The following is a 15,858-nucleotide window of genomic DNA, read 5'->3' on the forward strand; positions in this document are numbered from 1 at the left end:
ACTACCGGCAGCCCTGTCGGCAGCCCCTCCACCGGGCCCGCTGCGTGTCCTTCTCTTCCGCCTCCCCCGCCCGGGCCCCTCCCGCTTCGGACCCCTCCCGGTGGGTGCGCCGGGCCGGGTGCCGCGGTCCGGTGCGCGGGCACGCCGACGGCGGGCCGGGGGCCCCCCCCCGGGGGGGGGGCCCCGCCCCCGGGGGGGGGGGGGGGGGGCGGGCCCCCCCCCCCCCCCCCCGCGGGGGGGGGGGCCCCCCCCGGGGCCCCCCCCGGGGGGGGGGCGGGGCGGGGGGCGGGGGGCGGGGGGGGGGGCCCGCCGCGGGGGGCGGGCCCCCCCCCCGGGGGGGGGGGCCCGGCCGCCGTCGGGCCGGTGGGTGTGCCGTCAGCCGAGCCGCTCCACCGGGAGGCCGGGGCGCTCGCCCGCGGCCGCGACGAAGGCGGTGAACGCGCCGGCCAGGTCGCGGGCGGCCGTCGCGGTCAGCAGGCCCTCCGGGTAGTGCAGCCGGCCGTCCAGGGCACCGCCGTTCTCGCGCAGGTCGACCAGCACGTCGAAGGGGTGCCCGCCCTGCCCGTGGTCGTACGGTTCGGCGACGACCCCGGGCAGGTCGACCCGGCCGGTGAGCGGGCCCAGCAGTTGGAAGCCGGCCTGGGCGACCGGGTTGCGGCTCGGGTCGCGCGGCGGGCGCAGCGCCGTCACCACGCGGTCGAAGGGCAGGCCCTGGTGGCGGTAGGCGGCGAGTGCGGTGGCCCGGGTGCGGGCCAGCACCTGGGTGAACGGCTCGCGCCGCCCGACCGGAGTGCGCAGCGCCAGGGTGTTGACGAACAGGCCGACCAGGTCGGTGAGTTCGGCGACCGGGCGGTTGGCGGTGAAGGTGGCCACGACCAGGTCGTCCGTCCCGCCGGCCGCGGTGAGCACGGCGGAGAAGCAGGACAGCAGCGCCATGAACGGGGTGGCGCCGGCCTCGCCGGCCGTCCGGTTGAGCGCGGCGGTGGCGGCCGGGGCCAGGGTGAAGTCGACCACGGCGTCCCGGCGTCCGCGCAGCGGCGGCCGGGCGCCGTCGCCGGGCGGCCCCGGGGCGGGCAGCTCCAGGACGGGCAGCGGCGCCCGGAGGTGGCGCAGCCAGTGGTCGAGGTCCTCCTCGGCGCGGTCCGCGTCGTCGGCTCCGGCGCGCTGCCAGGCCGCGTAGTCCGGGTAGTCGACGGGCAGGTCGGGCAGCCGGGGCGCGCGGCCGGCGCTCGCGGCCCGGTAGCACTCGGACAGGTCGCGCCAGAACACGCCCATCGACCAGTCGTCGGAGACGATGTGGTGGGTCACCGCCAGCAGCACGTGGTCCTCGGGCCCCAGGGCGAGCAGGACCAGGCGCAGCAGCGGGCCCCGGTCCAGCGCGAACGGCCGGGCCACCTGCTCCCGGACGGCCCGGCGGGCCCGTTCCTCGCGCTCGCCGGGCGGGGTGCCGGTGAGGTCCAGCAGTTCCGGGACGATCGGCAGGTCCTGGTGCACCACCTGGTGCGGCACCCCGCGGGTGGCCTCGAAGGTGGTGCGCAGCGCGGCGTGCCGGCGGACGGTCGCCCGCAGCGCCTCGTGCAGCGCGGCCGGGTCGATCCGGCCGCGCAGCCGGTGCGCGTCGTACATGGTGTACTCGGTGCTGCCGGGGGTGAGCCGGTCCAGGAACCAGAGCCGGTGCTGCTCGGAGGAGAGCGGCACCGGGCCGGGCGGGCGCGGCGGGACGGTGCGGCCGGCCTCCGGGGCGGTGGCCGGTCCGGCCGCGTCGAGCAGGGCCGCCAGTTCCTCCACGGTGGGCCGGGCCAGCAGGTCGGCGGGGGAGGGCGCGGCGCCGGTCAGCGCCCGCAGCCGGGAGCAGATCCGGGTCGCGATCAGGGACTGGCCGCCCAGGTCGAGGAAGCGGTCCCGGACGCCGATCGGGGCGACCCCCAGGGCCTGCTCCCAGACGTCGACCAGGGCCCGCTCGGTCGGGGTGCGCGGCGCCAGGTAGGCGGTGGCGAGCTCCGGGCGGCCGTCGTCGGGGGCGGGCAGCGCCTTGCGGTCGGTCTTGCCGCTCGCGGTGAGCGGCAGTTCGGGCAGCCGCACCCAGGCGGTGGGGACCATGTAGTCGGGCAGCAGTTCGCCCAGGTGCTTGCGCAGCTCGGTGAGGTCGGGTGCGTCGGGGACGACGCCGACCAGGTAGCCGACCAGCCGGCTGCCGCCGGTGGCGGCCGGGTGCGCGGCCACCACGGCGGCGTGCACCTGCGGGTGGGAGGCCAGCGCGGCCTCCACGTCGCCGAGTTCGATCCGCAGGCCGCGGATCTTCACCTGGTGGTCGAGCCGGCCCAGGTACTCGATCCGCCCGTCCACCCGGCGGCGCGCCAGGTCCCCCGTGCGGTAGAGCCGAGCGCCGGGCGGGCCGTACGGGTCGGGCCGGAAGGCGGCGGCGGTCAGGCCGGGCCGGCCGAGGTAGCCCCGGGCCAATTGGACGCCGGCCAGGCAGAGTTCGCCGTCGGTGCCGGGCGGTACGGGCACCCCGTCGGGGTCCAGGACGTACGTCCGGGTGTTGGCCACCGCCCGGCCGATGGTGACCGGGGCGCCGGGCAGGCAGCGCTCGGCGGTGACGTCCACCGCCGCCTCGGTGGGCCCGTACAGGTTGAACAGTTCGCAGTCCAGCAGCTCGTGCACCTCGCGGACCAGGTCCGGCCCGAGCGCCTCGCCGCTGCACACGATCCGGCGCAGGGCGGGCAGTTCGGGCGGGCCGCCGTGGGTGCGGCGGGCCCGCAGGTCGGCCAGGAACTCCCGCAGCATCGAGGGGACGAAGTGCACGGTGTCCACCCGCTCCTCGGCCAGCACCCGGTGCAGGTAGGCCGGGTCCCGGTGGCCGCCGGGGCGGGCCAGGACGAGTGTGCCGCCGACCGCCAGCGGGCCGAAGAACTCCCAGACCGACACGTCGAAGGTGGCCGGCGTCTTCTGCAGCACCCGGCCGCCGCCGACCAGCCCGCAGTCGTCGCGCATCCACAGCAGCCGGTTGACCACGCCCCGGTGCGGCACCACGACGCCCTTGGGACGGCCGGTCGAGCCGGAGGTGAAGATCGCGTACGCCGGGTGGTCCGGCCCGGCCGCGGGGTCCGGGTCGTGGGAGGGCCAGTCCGGCTCGTCCGCGGGGACGACCGGGTGCACCCCGGCGTGCTCGGCGGCCCGCGCCGCCCCGGCGTCGGTGACCAGCAGGGCCGCACCGCTCTCGGCCAGGACCGCGGCGGTGCGCAGCGGCGGGTGCTCGGGGTCGAGCGGCACGTACCCGGCCCCCGACTTGAGCACCGCCAGGAGCGCCACCACCAGGTCGATCCCCCGCTCCAGCCGGACGCCGACCAGGGCCTCCGGCCCGGCCCCGGCCGCCCGCAGCCGGTGGGCCAGCCGGTTGGCCCGCTCGTTGAGCCGGGCGTAGCCCAGCTCGACGCCCTCGCAGACCAGCGCGACCGCGTCCGGAGTGAGCCGGGCCTGGTGCTCGAACAGCTGGTGGACGCACTGCTCCAGCGGGTACGGCCGGTCGGGGCCGGTCGCGTCGGCCAGGTACCGCCGCAGCTCCAGTGGAGCCAGGACGGCGGGCCGGGCGGTCACGGCGCGCCGCCGGGCAGGAAGTCGTCCAGCCGGGTGCCGCCGCCCCCGGCCTCGGCGCCGCGCCGCACCAGGTCGGCCAGTGCGAGGTCGAGGATGCCCAGGCCGAACGGGGAGAACACCGTGGTGCGCCGCGGGTCGCGCGGCCCCGGGGCCGGCCCGGCGAGCAGGCCGCCGATCGTGGCGGTGATGAACTCCCGGTCGCCGGCCTCCTGTTCGGCCAGGTGAAGGGAGGTCGCGGCCCGGCACACGTGGTCCGGGTCGTCCACCACGTTGACCGCCGAGAGCACCGACTCCACCGTCAGGTCGCGCAGTGAGACGTGCAGGACCAGGGTGCCGGGCCGGCAGGGCCCGGTGGACAGGTGCGGGGTGGCGGCGGTGGTGGCGAGGCTGACCAGCGGGTGGGCGGCCAGCGCGTCCTCGGGCCGGTCCGCCACGGCGGTCTTCAGGCCCGGCTGCTCCCGCGCGCAGCGGGCGGCGAACTCCTCCGCCCGGACGCGGTCCCGGTCGTACAGGGTGACGGTGTCCAGGGCGGGCAGGACCACCCGGAGGAAGCGGAGCACCTCGAAGTTGATCACGCCGCAGCCGATCAGGGCCGCCCCGGTGTCGGGCTGCTCGCCGGCCAGGGTGGCGGCGGCCAGCGCGGCGCTCGCGGCGGTGCGCCGGGCCGAGACCAGGGACCCCTCGATCAGCGCCTCGGGGTGCCCGGTGCGCATCGAGTTGAGGATGATCGCCGCCGAGGCGCGCTCCAGGCCCAGCTCCAGGTTGCCGGGGAAGGAGGAGATCCACTTCATCCCGGCCACCGGCTGCTCACCGCCCAGGTAGGCGGGCAGGCCGATGATCCGGTTGCGCTCGTCCTCGGGGAAGCGCAGGAACACCGAGTGCGGGATCGCGCTCTCGCCCCGCGCGTGCCGGACGTAGGCCTCGCGGACGGCCGCCAGCACCTCCCGCTCCCGTCCGTCGAGGGCCTGTCGTACGTCGCGGGCACCCAGGATCAGCATGCTGCCACCTCCACCGAAGGGTCCTTCCACAGGTCGGCGGCGTCGCCGAAGTGCTCGGCCGCCCAGTCGTCGTTGTAGATCGTGTCCAGGTAGCGTTCGCCCCGGTCGGGCAGGACCACGGCGCAGACGGACCCGGCCGGCACCCGGGGGCGGATCCGGTCCAGGGCGCTGAGCACCGCGCCGGAGGAACCGCCGGCCAGGATCGCCTCCCGGCGGGCCAGCGCGCGGCAGCCGACCAGGCAGTCCAGGTCGTCGACGTGCACCACCTCGTCGGCCAGGTCCGCGTCGAAGAGCGCGGGGCGCACCGAGGCGCCGTGGCCGGGGATCAGCCGGGGCCCGGCCGTCCCGCCGAAGATCACGCTGCCGACCGCGTCGACGGCCACGATCCGGGTCGACAGGCCGCGTTCGCGCACGTACTCGGCGCAGCCGCGCAGGGTGCCGCAGGAGCTGGTGGCGCAGACCAGGTAGTCGACCCGGCCGTCCAGCTCGTCGACGATCTCCCGCATGGTCTGCCGGTGCGCCCCGGCGTTCAGCGGGTTGGCGTACTGGTCCGGGCAGTAGGCGTGCGGGATCCCGGCGACTAGCTCGCGCACCCGGCGCAGCCGGACCGGCAGGTACTCGCCGGTGTCCTGGTCGCACTCGGTCACCACCTCGACCTCGGCGCCCAGGGCCCGCATCACGGCGATGTTCTGCTGGTTGGTGCGGCCGTCCACCACGCAGACGAAGCGCAGTCCGAAGTACCGGCAGACCTGGGCCAGGCCGATCCCGAGGTTGCCGGAACTCGACTCCACCACCACGGACTTGCCGGCGGTGAGGGCGCCGGAGCGGACCCGGTCGACGAGCATGTTGAGCGCGGCGCGGTCCTTGATGCTGCCGCCGGGGTTGTGCGACTCCAGCTTGGCGTAGGTGCGGAAGCCGCTGTCCGGGAAGATCCGGGTGAGTTCGACCAGCGGGGTGGCGCCGACGGTGGACAGCACACCGCCGGCCACCCCGACGGCCGGGGGCGCCGTCACCGGACGCCCGCGCGCGCGTCGCGGCCGGCCCGGGCCGGGGAGGTTGGGGTACGGGTCATGGCGGGACTCCTGGTGAGAGCGTCGAGGAGAGGACGGGGACGGGCTCAGGCGGGTGCGTCCGTCGGGGCGGGGAGCGCCGGGTCGCTCGCCGCGGGGTCGTCGGGGGCGGCCGGGCCCCGGCGGACGGCCTTGCTGAGCGTCACCGCGGCGGCCAGCAGCACCATCCAGACGGCGAGCGCGGTCAGGGCCGTCCCGGTGCCGTACCACTGGAGCAGCAGGCCGCCGGCGAGCGAGCCGAGCGGCAGCGCTCCGCCGGACAGCACCGAGCTGGCGCCGGACACCCGGCCCTGGAGGTGGTCCGGGGTGGTGGAGAGCTGCTGAGTGGCGACGGCGACGTTCCAGATCGGGCCGACGAACCACATCAGCGCGTACAGCGCGCCGGTGAGCCAGAGGTCGTCGGCGAGGACCAGGCCGACCGCCAGCGCGGCCCAGGCCCAGTTGGCGCCGATCACCACGGCCGGCAGCGGCAGGCGCCGCCGGCACCAGGCGGCGGCGGTGGAGCCGAGCACGCCGCCCGCCCCCGCGACGCCCAGCAGGACGCCGATGCCGGTGGGGGAGGCGCCGCGCTCGTCGGCGAGCACCACGACGACCAGGAACAGCGCCCGGAACAGCAGGTTGCTGCCGGCGACGGCCAGGGCGGCGGTGCGCAGGAACGGCCGGCGCCACAGCCAGGCGAACCCGGCGGCCAGCTCGGCGAGCGGCTTGGCGGGCGGCCCGGCGTCGGCGTCCGCGCCGGTGTCGGCGGCGGCGGCGGCCTCCTTCGCCGTGCCGGGCGCCGACTGGAAGTCCTTGCGGATCAGCAGCAGCGTCACCACCGACACCGCGTAGCTGACCGCGTCCAGCAGGAACGGCAGGGCCCGGGCCACCCCGAAGAGCGCGCCGCCCAGCGGGGTGCCCAGGGTGATCGCGGCCCGTTCACGGGCCTCGTTGCGCGACAGCGCCTCGGTCAGCCGCCGTTTCGACACCAGGTGCGGGACGGCGACGTGCGAGGCCAGTTCGTGGCAGACCGTCAGGGTGCCCTCGACGAAGCCGACCAGCAGGATCTGGGCCAGGGTCAGCCGGTCGAGGGCCAGCGCGAGCACGATGCTCAGCGCGCCGGCCCCCCGGACGACGTCGCACCAGATCATCAGGCGCCTGCGGTCCACCCGGTCCACCAGCGCCCCGGCCGGTACCGGGAAGAGCAGCAGCGGCAGCAGCGCGGTGAACCCGGCGAGCCCCGCGTCGGCGGCCGAGCCGGTGACGGCCAGCACCAGCAGCGGGTAGGCGACGGTGGCACCCGTCGACCCCAGCATGGACAGCGCCGAGCCGGTCCACAGCAGGACGAAGTCCCGGTTGCGGTGCAGCGGCAGGTCCTCGGCGTCGGGCCGCCCGGCCGCGACGGCGGTCACCGGGCACCGCCCCGGCGGGCCCGGCGGGAGCCCAGCAGCGGCAGCGCGGCGGCCGCGCCCGCCTCCGGGTAGTCGGGCAGCGCGGCGGCCAGCGCGGCCACCGTGGCGCGGTCGAAGACCGCCCGCACCGGGACGTCCCGGCCGGTCGCCTCGCGCAGCCGCAGGGCGATCCGGGTGGCCAGCACGGAGTGCCCGCCGAGGGTGAAGAAGTTGTCGTGCGCGCCGATCCGCGGGTGGCCGAGGATCTCGCGCCAGGCGGCGGCGACGGTGCGTTCGTCCGGGGTCCTGGGTTCGACGAACTCCTGGACGCCCACGCCGGGTTCGACCGCCGGCAGGCGGCGGCGGTCGACCTTGCCGGAGGGGGTCAGCGGCAGCGCGTCGAGGACGGAGAAGGCGGCCGGGACCATGTAGTCGGGCAGGGTCGCCAGCAGCCGGTCGCGCAGTTCGCCGTGGCCGGGCACCCTGGCGCCGGGCACCGGTTCCAGGTGGGCGACCAGGTCGACCTCGCCGGTCGGCAGGGTCACCGGCTGGACCACGGCGGCCCGCACCTCCGGGCAGGAGAGCAGCGCGGTCTCGATCTCGCCGGGCTCGATCCGGTGGCCGCGGATCTTCACCTGGTGGTCGGCCCGGCCGAGCAGCTCCACGCCGCCGTCCGGGCGCCGGCGGCCGAGGTCGCCGGTGCGGTACATCCGGGCGCCGGGCACCCCGGCGTAGGGGTCGGGCAGGAAGGCGCCCGCGGTGGTGCCGGGCCGGCCGAGGTAGCCCCGGGCGGGGCCCGAGCCGCCGAGGTGGATCTCGCCGACCACGCCGTCCGGGGCCGGTTCCAGCCGCCCGTCCAGGACGTACAGCCGGGTGTTGGCCAGGACGGACCACGGGGCTCCGCCGGGGTCGGCGCCCGGCCGGGTGACGGTGGCCCAGACGGTGGTCTCGGTGGGGCCGTACAGGTCCCAGACCCGGGCGCCGTCGGCGGTGAGCCGCTCGACCAGGTCGGCGGTGAGCCGCTCGCCGCCGCTGAGCACCAGCAGTCCGGCGGGGGCGCTCCAGCCGGCGTCCAGCAGCATCCGCAGGGTGACCGGGGTGGCCTGGACGACGGCCGGGCGGGCGCGGTCCAGCAGCTTGGCCATCCGCAGCGGGTCCCTGGCCTCCTCGGTGTCGGCGAGGACCACCCGGCCGCCCGCGAGCAGCGGGAGGTACAGCTCCAGGACGGACGGGTCGAAGGAGACGGTGGTCAGCGCGGCGACCGCGTCGTCCGGCCGCACCGGAACCTGTTCGGCCACGGCGGTCAGGAAGCCGGCCAGTCCGCCGTGGGTGATCATGACGCCCTTGGGGCGGCCGGTGGAGCCGGAGGTGTGGATGACGTAGGCCAGCGCGGCCGGGTCGAGGTCCACGGCGGGCGCGGTGTCCGGGTGCGCGGCGATCTCCGCCCGGTGGGCGTCGGTCAGCACCAGCCGGCGCCCCCCGGCGGGCCCGTCGGCAGCGAGCCGGGCGGCCAGCGCGCGGTCGGTGACGACCAGCGGGCTGGCGCAGTCGTCGAACAGGAAGCGGATCCGGTCCTCGGGCAGGTTCGGGTCGACCGGCAGGTAGGCCGCGCCGGAGCCGAGCACGCCCAGCATCGCCGTCAGCAGCTCGGGGCCGCGCTCCAGGAGCAGCCCGACCACGGTGCCCGGGCCGGCGCCCAGCGCCCGCAGGTGGTGGGCCAGCCGGTTGGCGCGCGAGCGCAGCCCGGCGTAGTCGATCCGCTCCTCGCCGCAGACCAGCGCCACCGCGTCGGGCGTGCGCTCGGCCTGCCGGTGGAACAGCTCGGGCACGGTCGGGCCGTCCTGGTCGGCGGCGGGCGGCGGCCCGGCGGGCAGCAGGGCCCGGCGGTCGGCCGGGGGCAGCGTGACGGCGCGCGGGTCGGCCTGCGGGTCGGCCACCAGGCCGGCCAGCACGTGCCGGTAGGTCCGGGCCAGCAGGGCGAGCTCCTCGGCGCCGATCCGGTCCGCGGCGGCCTCCAGCTGGAGGGTGCCGGGCACGGTCGAGACCGACAGGCCGAACTCGTTCGGCGTCACGTCCTCGACCTCGTCGGCGTCGATGCCCTCGCCGGCCAGCACGTGCATGTCGGTGTAGTTGAAGAACACGTCGACCAGCGGCGTGTCCTGGCCCCAGGCGCGCTGCACGGCGGGCAGCGGGTGGTGCCGGTGCGGCCAGAGCGCGGTCTCCTCGGCGAAGACGGCCCGGGCCAGCGCGGGCCAGTCGGCCGCGTCGAGCACCACCGGGAACGGCACGGTGTTGAGGAACATGCCGCGCACCTGGTCGCCGTCGGAGGTCTCCGGGCGGGCGTTGCAGACCAGCCCGGAGGTGAACGCGGCCGGGCCGTCGGTGCTGCCGCCGAACAGGCCGAGCACGGTCAGGTGGGCGGCGAACAGCACGCTCTTCAGCGGCACCCCGGCCCCGGTGGCCACCGCGCGCAGGCCCGGCAGCAGGTCGGCGAAGCCCACCCGGGCGACCCGGTGGACGGCCTCGTCGCCGCCGTCCGCGCGGTGCCGCTCCGGGGCGGACCAGCCCTCGGGGACCCGCCACGGCCCGTACCGCGCCACCCGCTCGCGCCAGAACTCCCGGTCCTCGGCGGACTCCAGGGAGCGGCGCTCCAGCGCGATGGTGTCGGCGAACCGGGTGGTCGGCGGGGGAGGCGGGGCCGGGTCCCGGCCGTCGCGCAACGCCCGGTAGTAGCCCAGCAGTTCGGGGACCAGGGAGTTCTGGCTCCAGCCGTCCAGGATGGTGTGGGCGTAGACGACGGTCAGCCGCCACCGCCGGTCGTCGATCCGGTGCGCGACCAGCCGCAGCAGCGGGGCCGCGGCCAGGTCGAAGGGCGTGGACTGCTCGCGCGCCGTGGCGGCGGCGAGTTCGGCCCGCAGCCGCTCGGGGGAGAGCCCGCGCAGGTCGTGGACCTCCAGCGGGACGTGCGCCACGGCGTGCACCAGCTGGAGCGGTTCGCCGTGGCCGGACAGGTCGACCGAGGTCCGCAGGATCTCGTGCCGCTCCGCCAGCAGCGCCGCGGCGGCGCGCAGCGCGTCGGGCGCGAAGCCGTCGTCCTCCTCGCGCACCGGGTAGCTCAGCACGTTGACGTACATGCCCCGGTCCGCGCCGGCCAGCATCTCGTACGCCATCCCGGCCTGCACCTGGGACAGCGGATAGGCGTCGGTCAGGCCGCCCGGCAGCCGCTCTCGGTCGCCCGGGGCGAGCAGGGCGAAGGGCGCGGTGGGCTCGGCCCGCCGGCCGGCCGCCCGCGGGGCCAGCGCCTCGGCGAGCAGGCCCAGGGTCCGGTACCGGAAGAGGTCCTGGACGGAGACGTCGAGTCCCTGCTCGCGCAGCCGGCCGACGGCGCGGATGGCGAGGATGGAGTCGCCGCCGAGGTCGAAGAAGGTGTCGTGCACGCCGATCCGGGAGACGCCCAGGGCCGCCGCCCACGCCCGGGCGACGAGGTGCTCGACCGGGGTGCGCGGGGGGACGTGCTCGGCGGCGGCCTGCGGCACCGGATCGGGCAGGGCCGCGCGGTCCAGCTTGCCGTTCGGCGTGATCGGCAGCCGGGGCAGGCTGGTCCACGCGGTGGGGACCATGTGCTCGGGCAGCGACAGCCTCAGGTGGGCCTGGAGTTCGGCGGCGGCCGGCGCGGCGGCCGGGTCGGCCGGGACGACGTGCGCGGTCAGCCGCTCGCCGCCGGGCGTGCCGTGCAGCGCCGCCACGGCGTCGGCGACCAGCGGGTGGGTGCGCAGCGCGGCCTCGATCTCGCCGAGCTCGATCCGGTGCCCGTGCAGCTTCACCTGGTGGTCACCGCGGCCGTGGTAGGTCAGGGTGCCGTCGGGGTTGCGCCGGGCGAGGTCGCCGGTCAGGTAGAGCCGCCCGCCCGGGTTGGCCGGGTCGGGGTCGGGCACGAAGCGCTCGGCGGTCAGCGCGGGCCGGTTGAGGTAGCCGCGGGCGAGCTGAACGCCCGCCAGGCAGAGCTGCCCGGGGACGTCGACGGGCACCGGGGCGAGGTCGTCGTCCAGCACGTGGACCCGGGTGTTGGAGACGGGCGTGCCGATGGTGACGCGCTCGCCGGGCCGGCACGGGGTGGCGGTGACGTCGATGCTGGCCTCGGTGGGGCCGTACAGGTTGTGCAGCGCGGCGCCGCCGGTCACCGGGTGGCGGTGGCAGGCCTCGGCCAGGTCGTCGGGCAGGGCCTCGCCGCTGCACAGCACCAGCCGCAGCGCGGCGGGCGGGGTGTCGGCGGGCACGGTGGCCAGGAAGGCGCGGAGCATCGCGGGCACGAAGTGCAGGGTGGTGACGCCCTGGTCGGCGATGGCCCGGGCGAGGTAGCCGGGGTCGCGGTGGCCGTCCGGCCGGGCCATCACCAGGGTCGCGCCGGTGATCAGCGGCCAGAACAGCTCCCAGACGGACACGTCGAAGCTGTACGGCGTCTTCTGCAGCACCCGGTCGGCCTCGGTGAGGCCGTAGGCGTCCTGCATCCAGCGCAGCCGGTTGACCACGCCCCGGTGGGTGGTGACCACGCCCTTGGGACGGCCGGTGGAGCCGGAGGTGTAGATGACGTAGGCCGGGTGCAGCGGGTCGACGGCCGCGGCGGCCACGGGCTCCGCCGGCTCCGCGGCCTCCTCGCCGGCGTCGGCGTCCAGCAGCAGCACGCGGGCCCGGTGCGGGGGCAGCGCGGCCGCGAGGTCGCCGGTGGTCAGCACGACCGGGGCGGCGGAGTCCGCGAGCATGTGGGCCAGCCGGTCCGCCGGGTAGCCCGGGTCCAGCGGCAGGTAGGCGCCGCCGGCCCGGAGCACGGCCAGCAGCGCCACCGGCAGCTCCAGCCCGCGGTTGAGGCAGACGGCCACGGTGCGCTCCGGGCCGACGCCCAGCGCCCGCAGCCGGCGGGCCAGCGCCTCGGCGCGGGACTGCAGCGCGCGGTAGTCGAGCGCGTCCGTCCCGAAGCGCACGGCGACGGCCGCGGGGGTGCGCCCGGCCTGCCGCTCGACCAGGGAGTGCAGCAGTTCGTCGTCGGGGTAGCGCACCGCGGTGTCGTTCCACCGCTCCAGCCGGGCGCGCTCGTCCGGCGAGAACAGGGTGGCGCCGGTGACGGCGGTGCCGGGGTCGGCGGCGACCGCCTCCAGCAGCGCGGTGAAGTGCTCGGCCAGCACGGCCGCCCGCTCGGGGGTGAACAGGGCGGTGGCGTACTCGACCACGCCGGACAGCGAGCCGTCGGGCTGCTCGGTCAGGTGCAGCGTCAGGTCGAACTTGGCGCTGTGCCACGGCGTGGCGTACGGGGTGGCGCTCAGCCCGGCGCCGCCGAAGCCGTGGCCGGTGCTCGCCCCGTTGTAGGCGAACATCACCTGGAACAGCGGGTTGCGGGACAGGTCGCGCTCGGCGCCCAGCTCGTCCACCAGCCGCTCGAACGGGACGTCCTGGTGGGCGAAGGCGCCCAGGGCGCTCTCCCGGACCCGCTCCACGGCCTCCTCGAAGGTCGGCTCCCCGGACAGGTCGGTGCGCAGCACCAGGGTGTTGACGAAGAAGCCGAGCAGCTCGCGGGCCTCCGGGCGGGTGCGGCCGGCCAGCGGGGCGCCGACGGTGACGTCCGCGCGGCCGGCGTGCCGGGCCAGCAGCAGCTTGAAGGCGGCCAGCAGCAGCATGAACGGCGTCGCGCCGCGGCCGCGCCCCCAGGCGGTCAGGGCACGGGCGGTGCCGGCCGGCACGGTGAACGGCAGGATCGCGCCCGCCGGGTCGAACACCGGCGGCCGGGGCCGGTCGGTGGGCAGCTCCAGCGCGGTCGAGCCGGCCAGCTTCCGCCGCCAGTAGTCGAGCTGGCCGGCGGTCGCGGCGGCCGAGTGCGCCTCGCGCTGCCAGCCGGCCCAGTCCGCGTACTGCACCGCGGGCGGAGTCAGCGGGCTGGGCCGCCCCTCGGCGAACGCCGGGTACAGGGCACCGAGTTCGGCGGCGAGGACACCGACCGAATGGCCGTCGAAGGCGATGTGGTGGAAGGCCAGGACGAGGACATGGTGCTCCTCGGCGAGCCGGACCAGCCGGGCCCGCAGCGGGGTGCCGGCCGTGAGGTCGAAGGGCGCGCGGGCCAGTCGCTCGACGAGCCCGCCGAGCCGGTCCCGGGCGTCGGCGGCGGGCAGCACGGCCAGGTCGACCAGCTCGAACTCCGGTTCCGCCACGTCCAGCGGCAGCTGCCGCGGCTCGCCGTCGACCTCCAGGTAGCGGGTGCGCAGCACCTCGTGGCGGGCCGACACCTCGGCCAGCGCGCGGCGCAGCGCCGGCACGTCCAGCGGGCCGCGCAGCTCCCAGCCGACCGGCAGCACGTACTCGGCGGTGCCGGGGCGCAGCTGCTCCAGCAGCCACAGCCGCTGCTGGGCGAAGGAGAGCGGCAGCGGGCCGCCGCGGGCCAGCCGGGCGACGGCGCCCTCGGCGGCGCCGCCGGGAGGGGCGGGCCGGGCCGAGCCGCGCAGCAGGCCGTCCAGCAGCGCCCGGCGCCGCTCGGCCTGCGCGGTCGCGCCCGTCGTGCCCTCGGCGTTCGTCGTGCCCTCGGCGTTCGTCGTGCTCTCGGCGCCCGTCGTGTCCTCGGCGTTCGTCGGGTCGGCGGGTTCGGCGGGGGGAGGGCCGGTCAGCGGAGCGCTCATCCCTCGATCACCTGAGACAACATCGACTCCACTTCTGCATCGGAAAGTTGCTCGACCCGCTCGGTGATCGCCTCGCGCAGCCGTTCGGCGAGCTGGGCCGGGGTGCGGGCGTCGAACACCGCGCTCACCGGCAGCTCGACCGGGAAGCGCTCGCCCAGCAGGGCGGTCACCTCGGTGGCCAGCAGCGAGTGGCCGCCCAGCTCGAAGAAGTCGTCGTGCACGCCGATCGCGGCCACCGACAGCAGCTCGGACCAGACCTCGACGACGGCCCGCTCGACCGGCGTGCGCGCGACGGCCACCGGCGCCCGGCCCGGGTCGTCGCCGGGGGTCGGCAGCGCGGCCCGGTCCACCTTGCCGTTGGGGTTCAGCGGCAGTTCGGGCAGCCGCACCCACGCGGTCGGCACCAGGTACTCGGGCAGCAGCCCGCCCAGGTACTCCCGCAGCGGCCGGCCCGGCCGGTCGAGGGTGTCCGACACCACGTAGCCGACCAGCTGCTTGTCCCCGGCCGGGGTCGGCCGGACCGCGGCCACCGCCGCCCGGACCTCCGGGTGGTTGCTCAGCGCGGCCTCGACCTCGCCGAGTTCGATCCGGTGGCCGTTGATCTTGACCTGCTGGTCGCGCCGGCCGTGGAAGAGCAGCTGCCCGTCGGGGCCCTCGGTGACGAGGTCCCCGGTGCGGTAGAGCCGGGCGCCGGGCACCGTGCCGTACGGGTCCGGGACGAACCGCTCGGCGGTGAGCGCCGGGCGGCCGTGGTAGCCCCGGGCCACCCCCGGCCCGCCGACCAGCAGTTCACCGGGCTCGCCGGCCGGCAGCACGGTGACGCCGTCCTCCGCCACCACGTACAGGCTGGTCCGGGTGATGGCCCGGCCGATCGGGACGGAGCCCCGGGTCTCGGCCAGGGTGACCCCGCGCCGCGCGGCGCAGAAGGTCGTGCACTCGGTCGGCCCGTAGCCGTTGACCACCTCCACGCCCTGCTCCACCAGCATCCGCACCTCGGCCGGCGGCGCCACGTCACCGGCCACCAGGACCTGGCGCACCGTCGCCAGCGCGCCGGGCCGGGTGCGCACCACGTGCTGGAACACCCCGGTGCTCAGCAGCGCCACGCTGACGGCGTGCCGGCGCACCGCCTCCTCGATCGAGGCGGCGGTCGGCACGCCCTGCGGCAGCACGGCCAGCCGGGCGCCGTTGCACAGCGCGCCCCAGACCTCGAAGGTGGACAGGTCGAAGGACAGCGGGGCGAGCATCAGCACCACCTGCCCCGGGTCGAGGTCCGCGTAGTCGGCCTCGTGCACCAGCCGCAGCACGTTGCGGTGGGTGACCCCGACCCCCTTCGGACGGCCGGTGGAGCCCGAGGTGTACATCAGGTAGGCCAGGTCGTCCGGTACGGCCCCCGAGGCGGGGGCCGTGGTCGGCAGGCCGGCCGCCGCCGACCAGTCCGGCTCGATCGCCACCCGGTCCAGGCCGGTGGCCGCGAACCGGTCGGCGAGCCCCGGCTCGACCAGCAGGACCCGGGCGCCGGAGTCGGCCACCATGAAGGCGAGCCGCTCGGGCGGGTACTCCGGATCCAGCGGCAGGTAGTGCCCGCCCGCCTTGAGCACGGCCAGCAGGGCGGTCACCACCTCCGGGCTGCGCTGGGCGCACACCGCGACCGGGGCGTCGGGCCCGACTCCGCGGGCGCGCAGCAGATGGGCCAACTGGTTGGCCCGGGAGTCCAGTTCGGCGTAGGTCAGCCGCCGTCCGCCGAACTCCAGGGCCGTCACGTCCGGCGTGCCCGACGCCCGTCCCGCGAACCACTCGTGCACGCACCGGTCGGGCAGGGGTGCGTCGGCGCGGCCAACCACGGTGTTCATGCCGTCCGGGTCTCCTGTTCCATCCGCCGACGCAGGCTCAGCGGACGCATGTCCGTCCAGACCGTGTCGATGTGGTCCAGGCAGTCCTGCTTGGGGCCCTCCTTGCCCTCCCGCTGCCAGCCGAGCGGGAGCTCCCGGTCGGCCAGCCAGATCGAGTACTGCTCCTCGTCGTTGCGGACCACCCAGTACGTGCGCGGGTCGGTACTCTCGTCAGCCATTCCGCTCTCCTCTCGCAGGGGCGGGCGCCCGCTCGGCCGGGGCGCCGCGACAGGAAGACTCGCCCGGGGCGGGCCGGACGCCATAGGGAAGAAGCG

General features: G+C 77.0%; 7 protein-coding genes. All 7 read right to left on the reverse strand.

The features are described from left to right. Window positions 1–375: 375 nt before the first annotated feature. The gene (locus tag ACFY0X_RS01535; protein ID WP_387747581.1) at window positions 376–3,597 is read right to left on the reverse strand and encodes an amino acid adenylation domain-containing protein; all 3,222 of its coding nucleotides are present in this window, start codon (window positions 3,595–3,597) and stop codon (window positions 376–378) included. Then, complete coding sequence (gene sbnB / locus ACFY0X_RS01540; RefSeq protein WP_387747583.1) at window positions 3,594–4,595, reverse strand: 2,3-diaminopropionate biosynthesis protein SbnB; 1,002 nt, start codon at window positions 4,593–4,595, stop codon at window positions 3,594–3,596. The genes ACFY0X_RS01535 and sbnB overlap by 4 nt, the downstream gene beginning before the upstream one ends. Beyond that, window positions 4,589–5,572 carry a 2,3-diaminopropionate biosynthesis protein SbnA gene (gene sbnA / locus ACFY0X_RS01545; RefSeq protein WP_387747585.1) on the reverse strand — a complete coding sequence of 328 codons (984 nt, stop codon included), beginning with the start codon at window positions 5,570–5,572 and terminating at the stop codon, window positions 4,589–4,591. The genes sbnB and sbnA overlap by 7 nt, the downstream gene beginning before the upstream one ends. 140 nt (window positions 5,573–5,712) lie before the next feature. After that, window positions 5,713–7,056 carry an MFS transporter gene (locus ACFY0X_RS01550; RefSeq protein WP_387747587.1) on the reverse strand — a complete coding sequence of 448 codons (1,344 nt, stop codon included), beginning with the start codon at window positions 7,054–7,056 and terminating at the stop codon, window positions 5,713–5,715. Further along, window positions 7,053–13,694 (reverse strand): amino acid adenylation domain-containing protein, encoded by a 6,642-nt coding sequence (locus ACFY0X_RS01555; protein WP_387747589.1) that lies wholly within the window; start codon window positions 13,692–13,694, stop codon window positions 7,053–7,055. The genes ACFY0X_RS01550 and ACFY0X_RS01555 overlap by 4 nt, the downstream gene beginning before the upstream one ends. After that, on the reverse strand, window positions 13,691–15,544 hold the full coding sequence (locus ACFY0X_RS01560; protein ID WP_387747591.1) for an amino acid adenylation domain-containing protein: 1,854 nt from the start codon (window positions 15,542–15,544) through the stop codon (window positions 13,691–13,693). The genes ACFY0X_RS01555 and ACFY0X_RS01560 overlap by 4 nt, the downstream gene beginning before the upstream one ends. Continuing rightward, window positions 15,541–15,762, reverse strand: a complete 222-nt coding sequence (locus tag ACFY0X_RS01565) for an MbtH family protein (RefSeq protein WP_387747593.1) — start codon at window positions 15,760–15,762, stop codon at window positions 15,541–15,543. Before ACFY0X_RS01565 ends, ACFY0X_RS01560 begins: the two co-directional genes overlap by 4 nt. Between the last annotated feature and the right edge of the window lie 96 nt (window positions 15,763–15,858).

This window comes from Kitasatospora sp. NPDC001547, from assembly GCF_042894165.1.
Lineage (GTDB): Bacteria > Actinomycetota > Actinomycetes > Streptomycetales > Streptomycetaceae > Kitasatospora.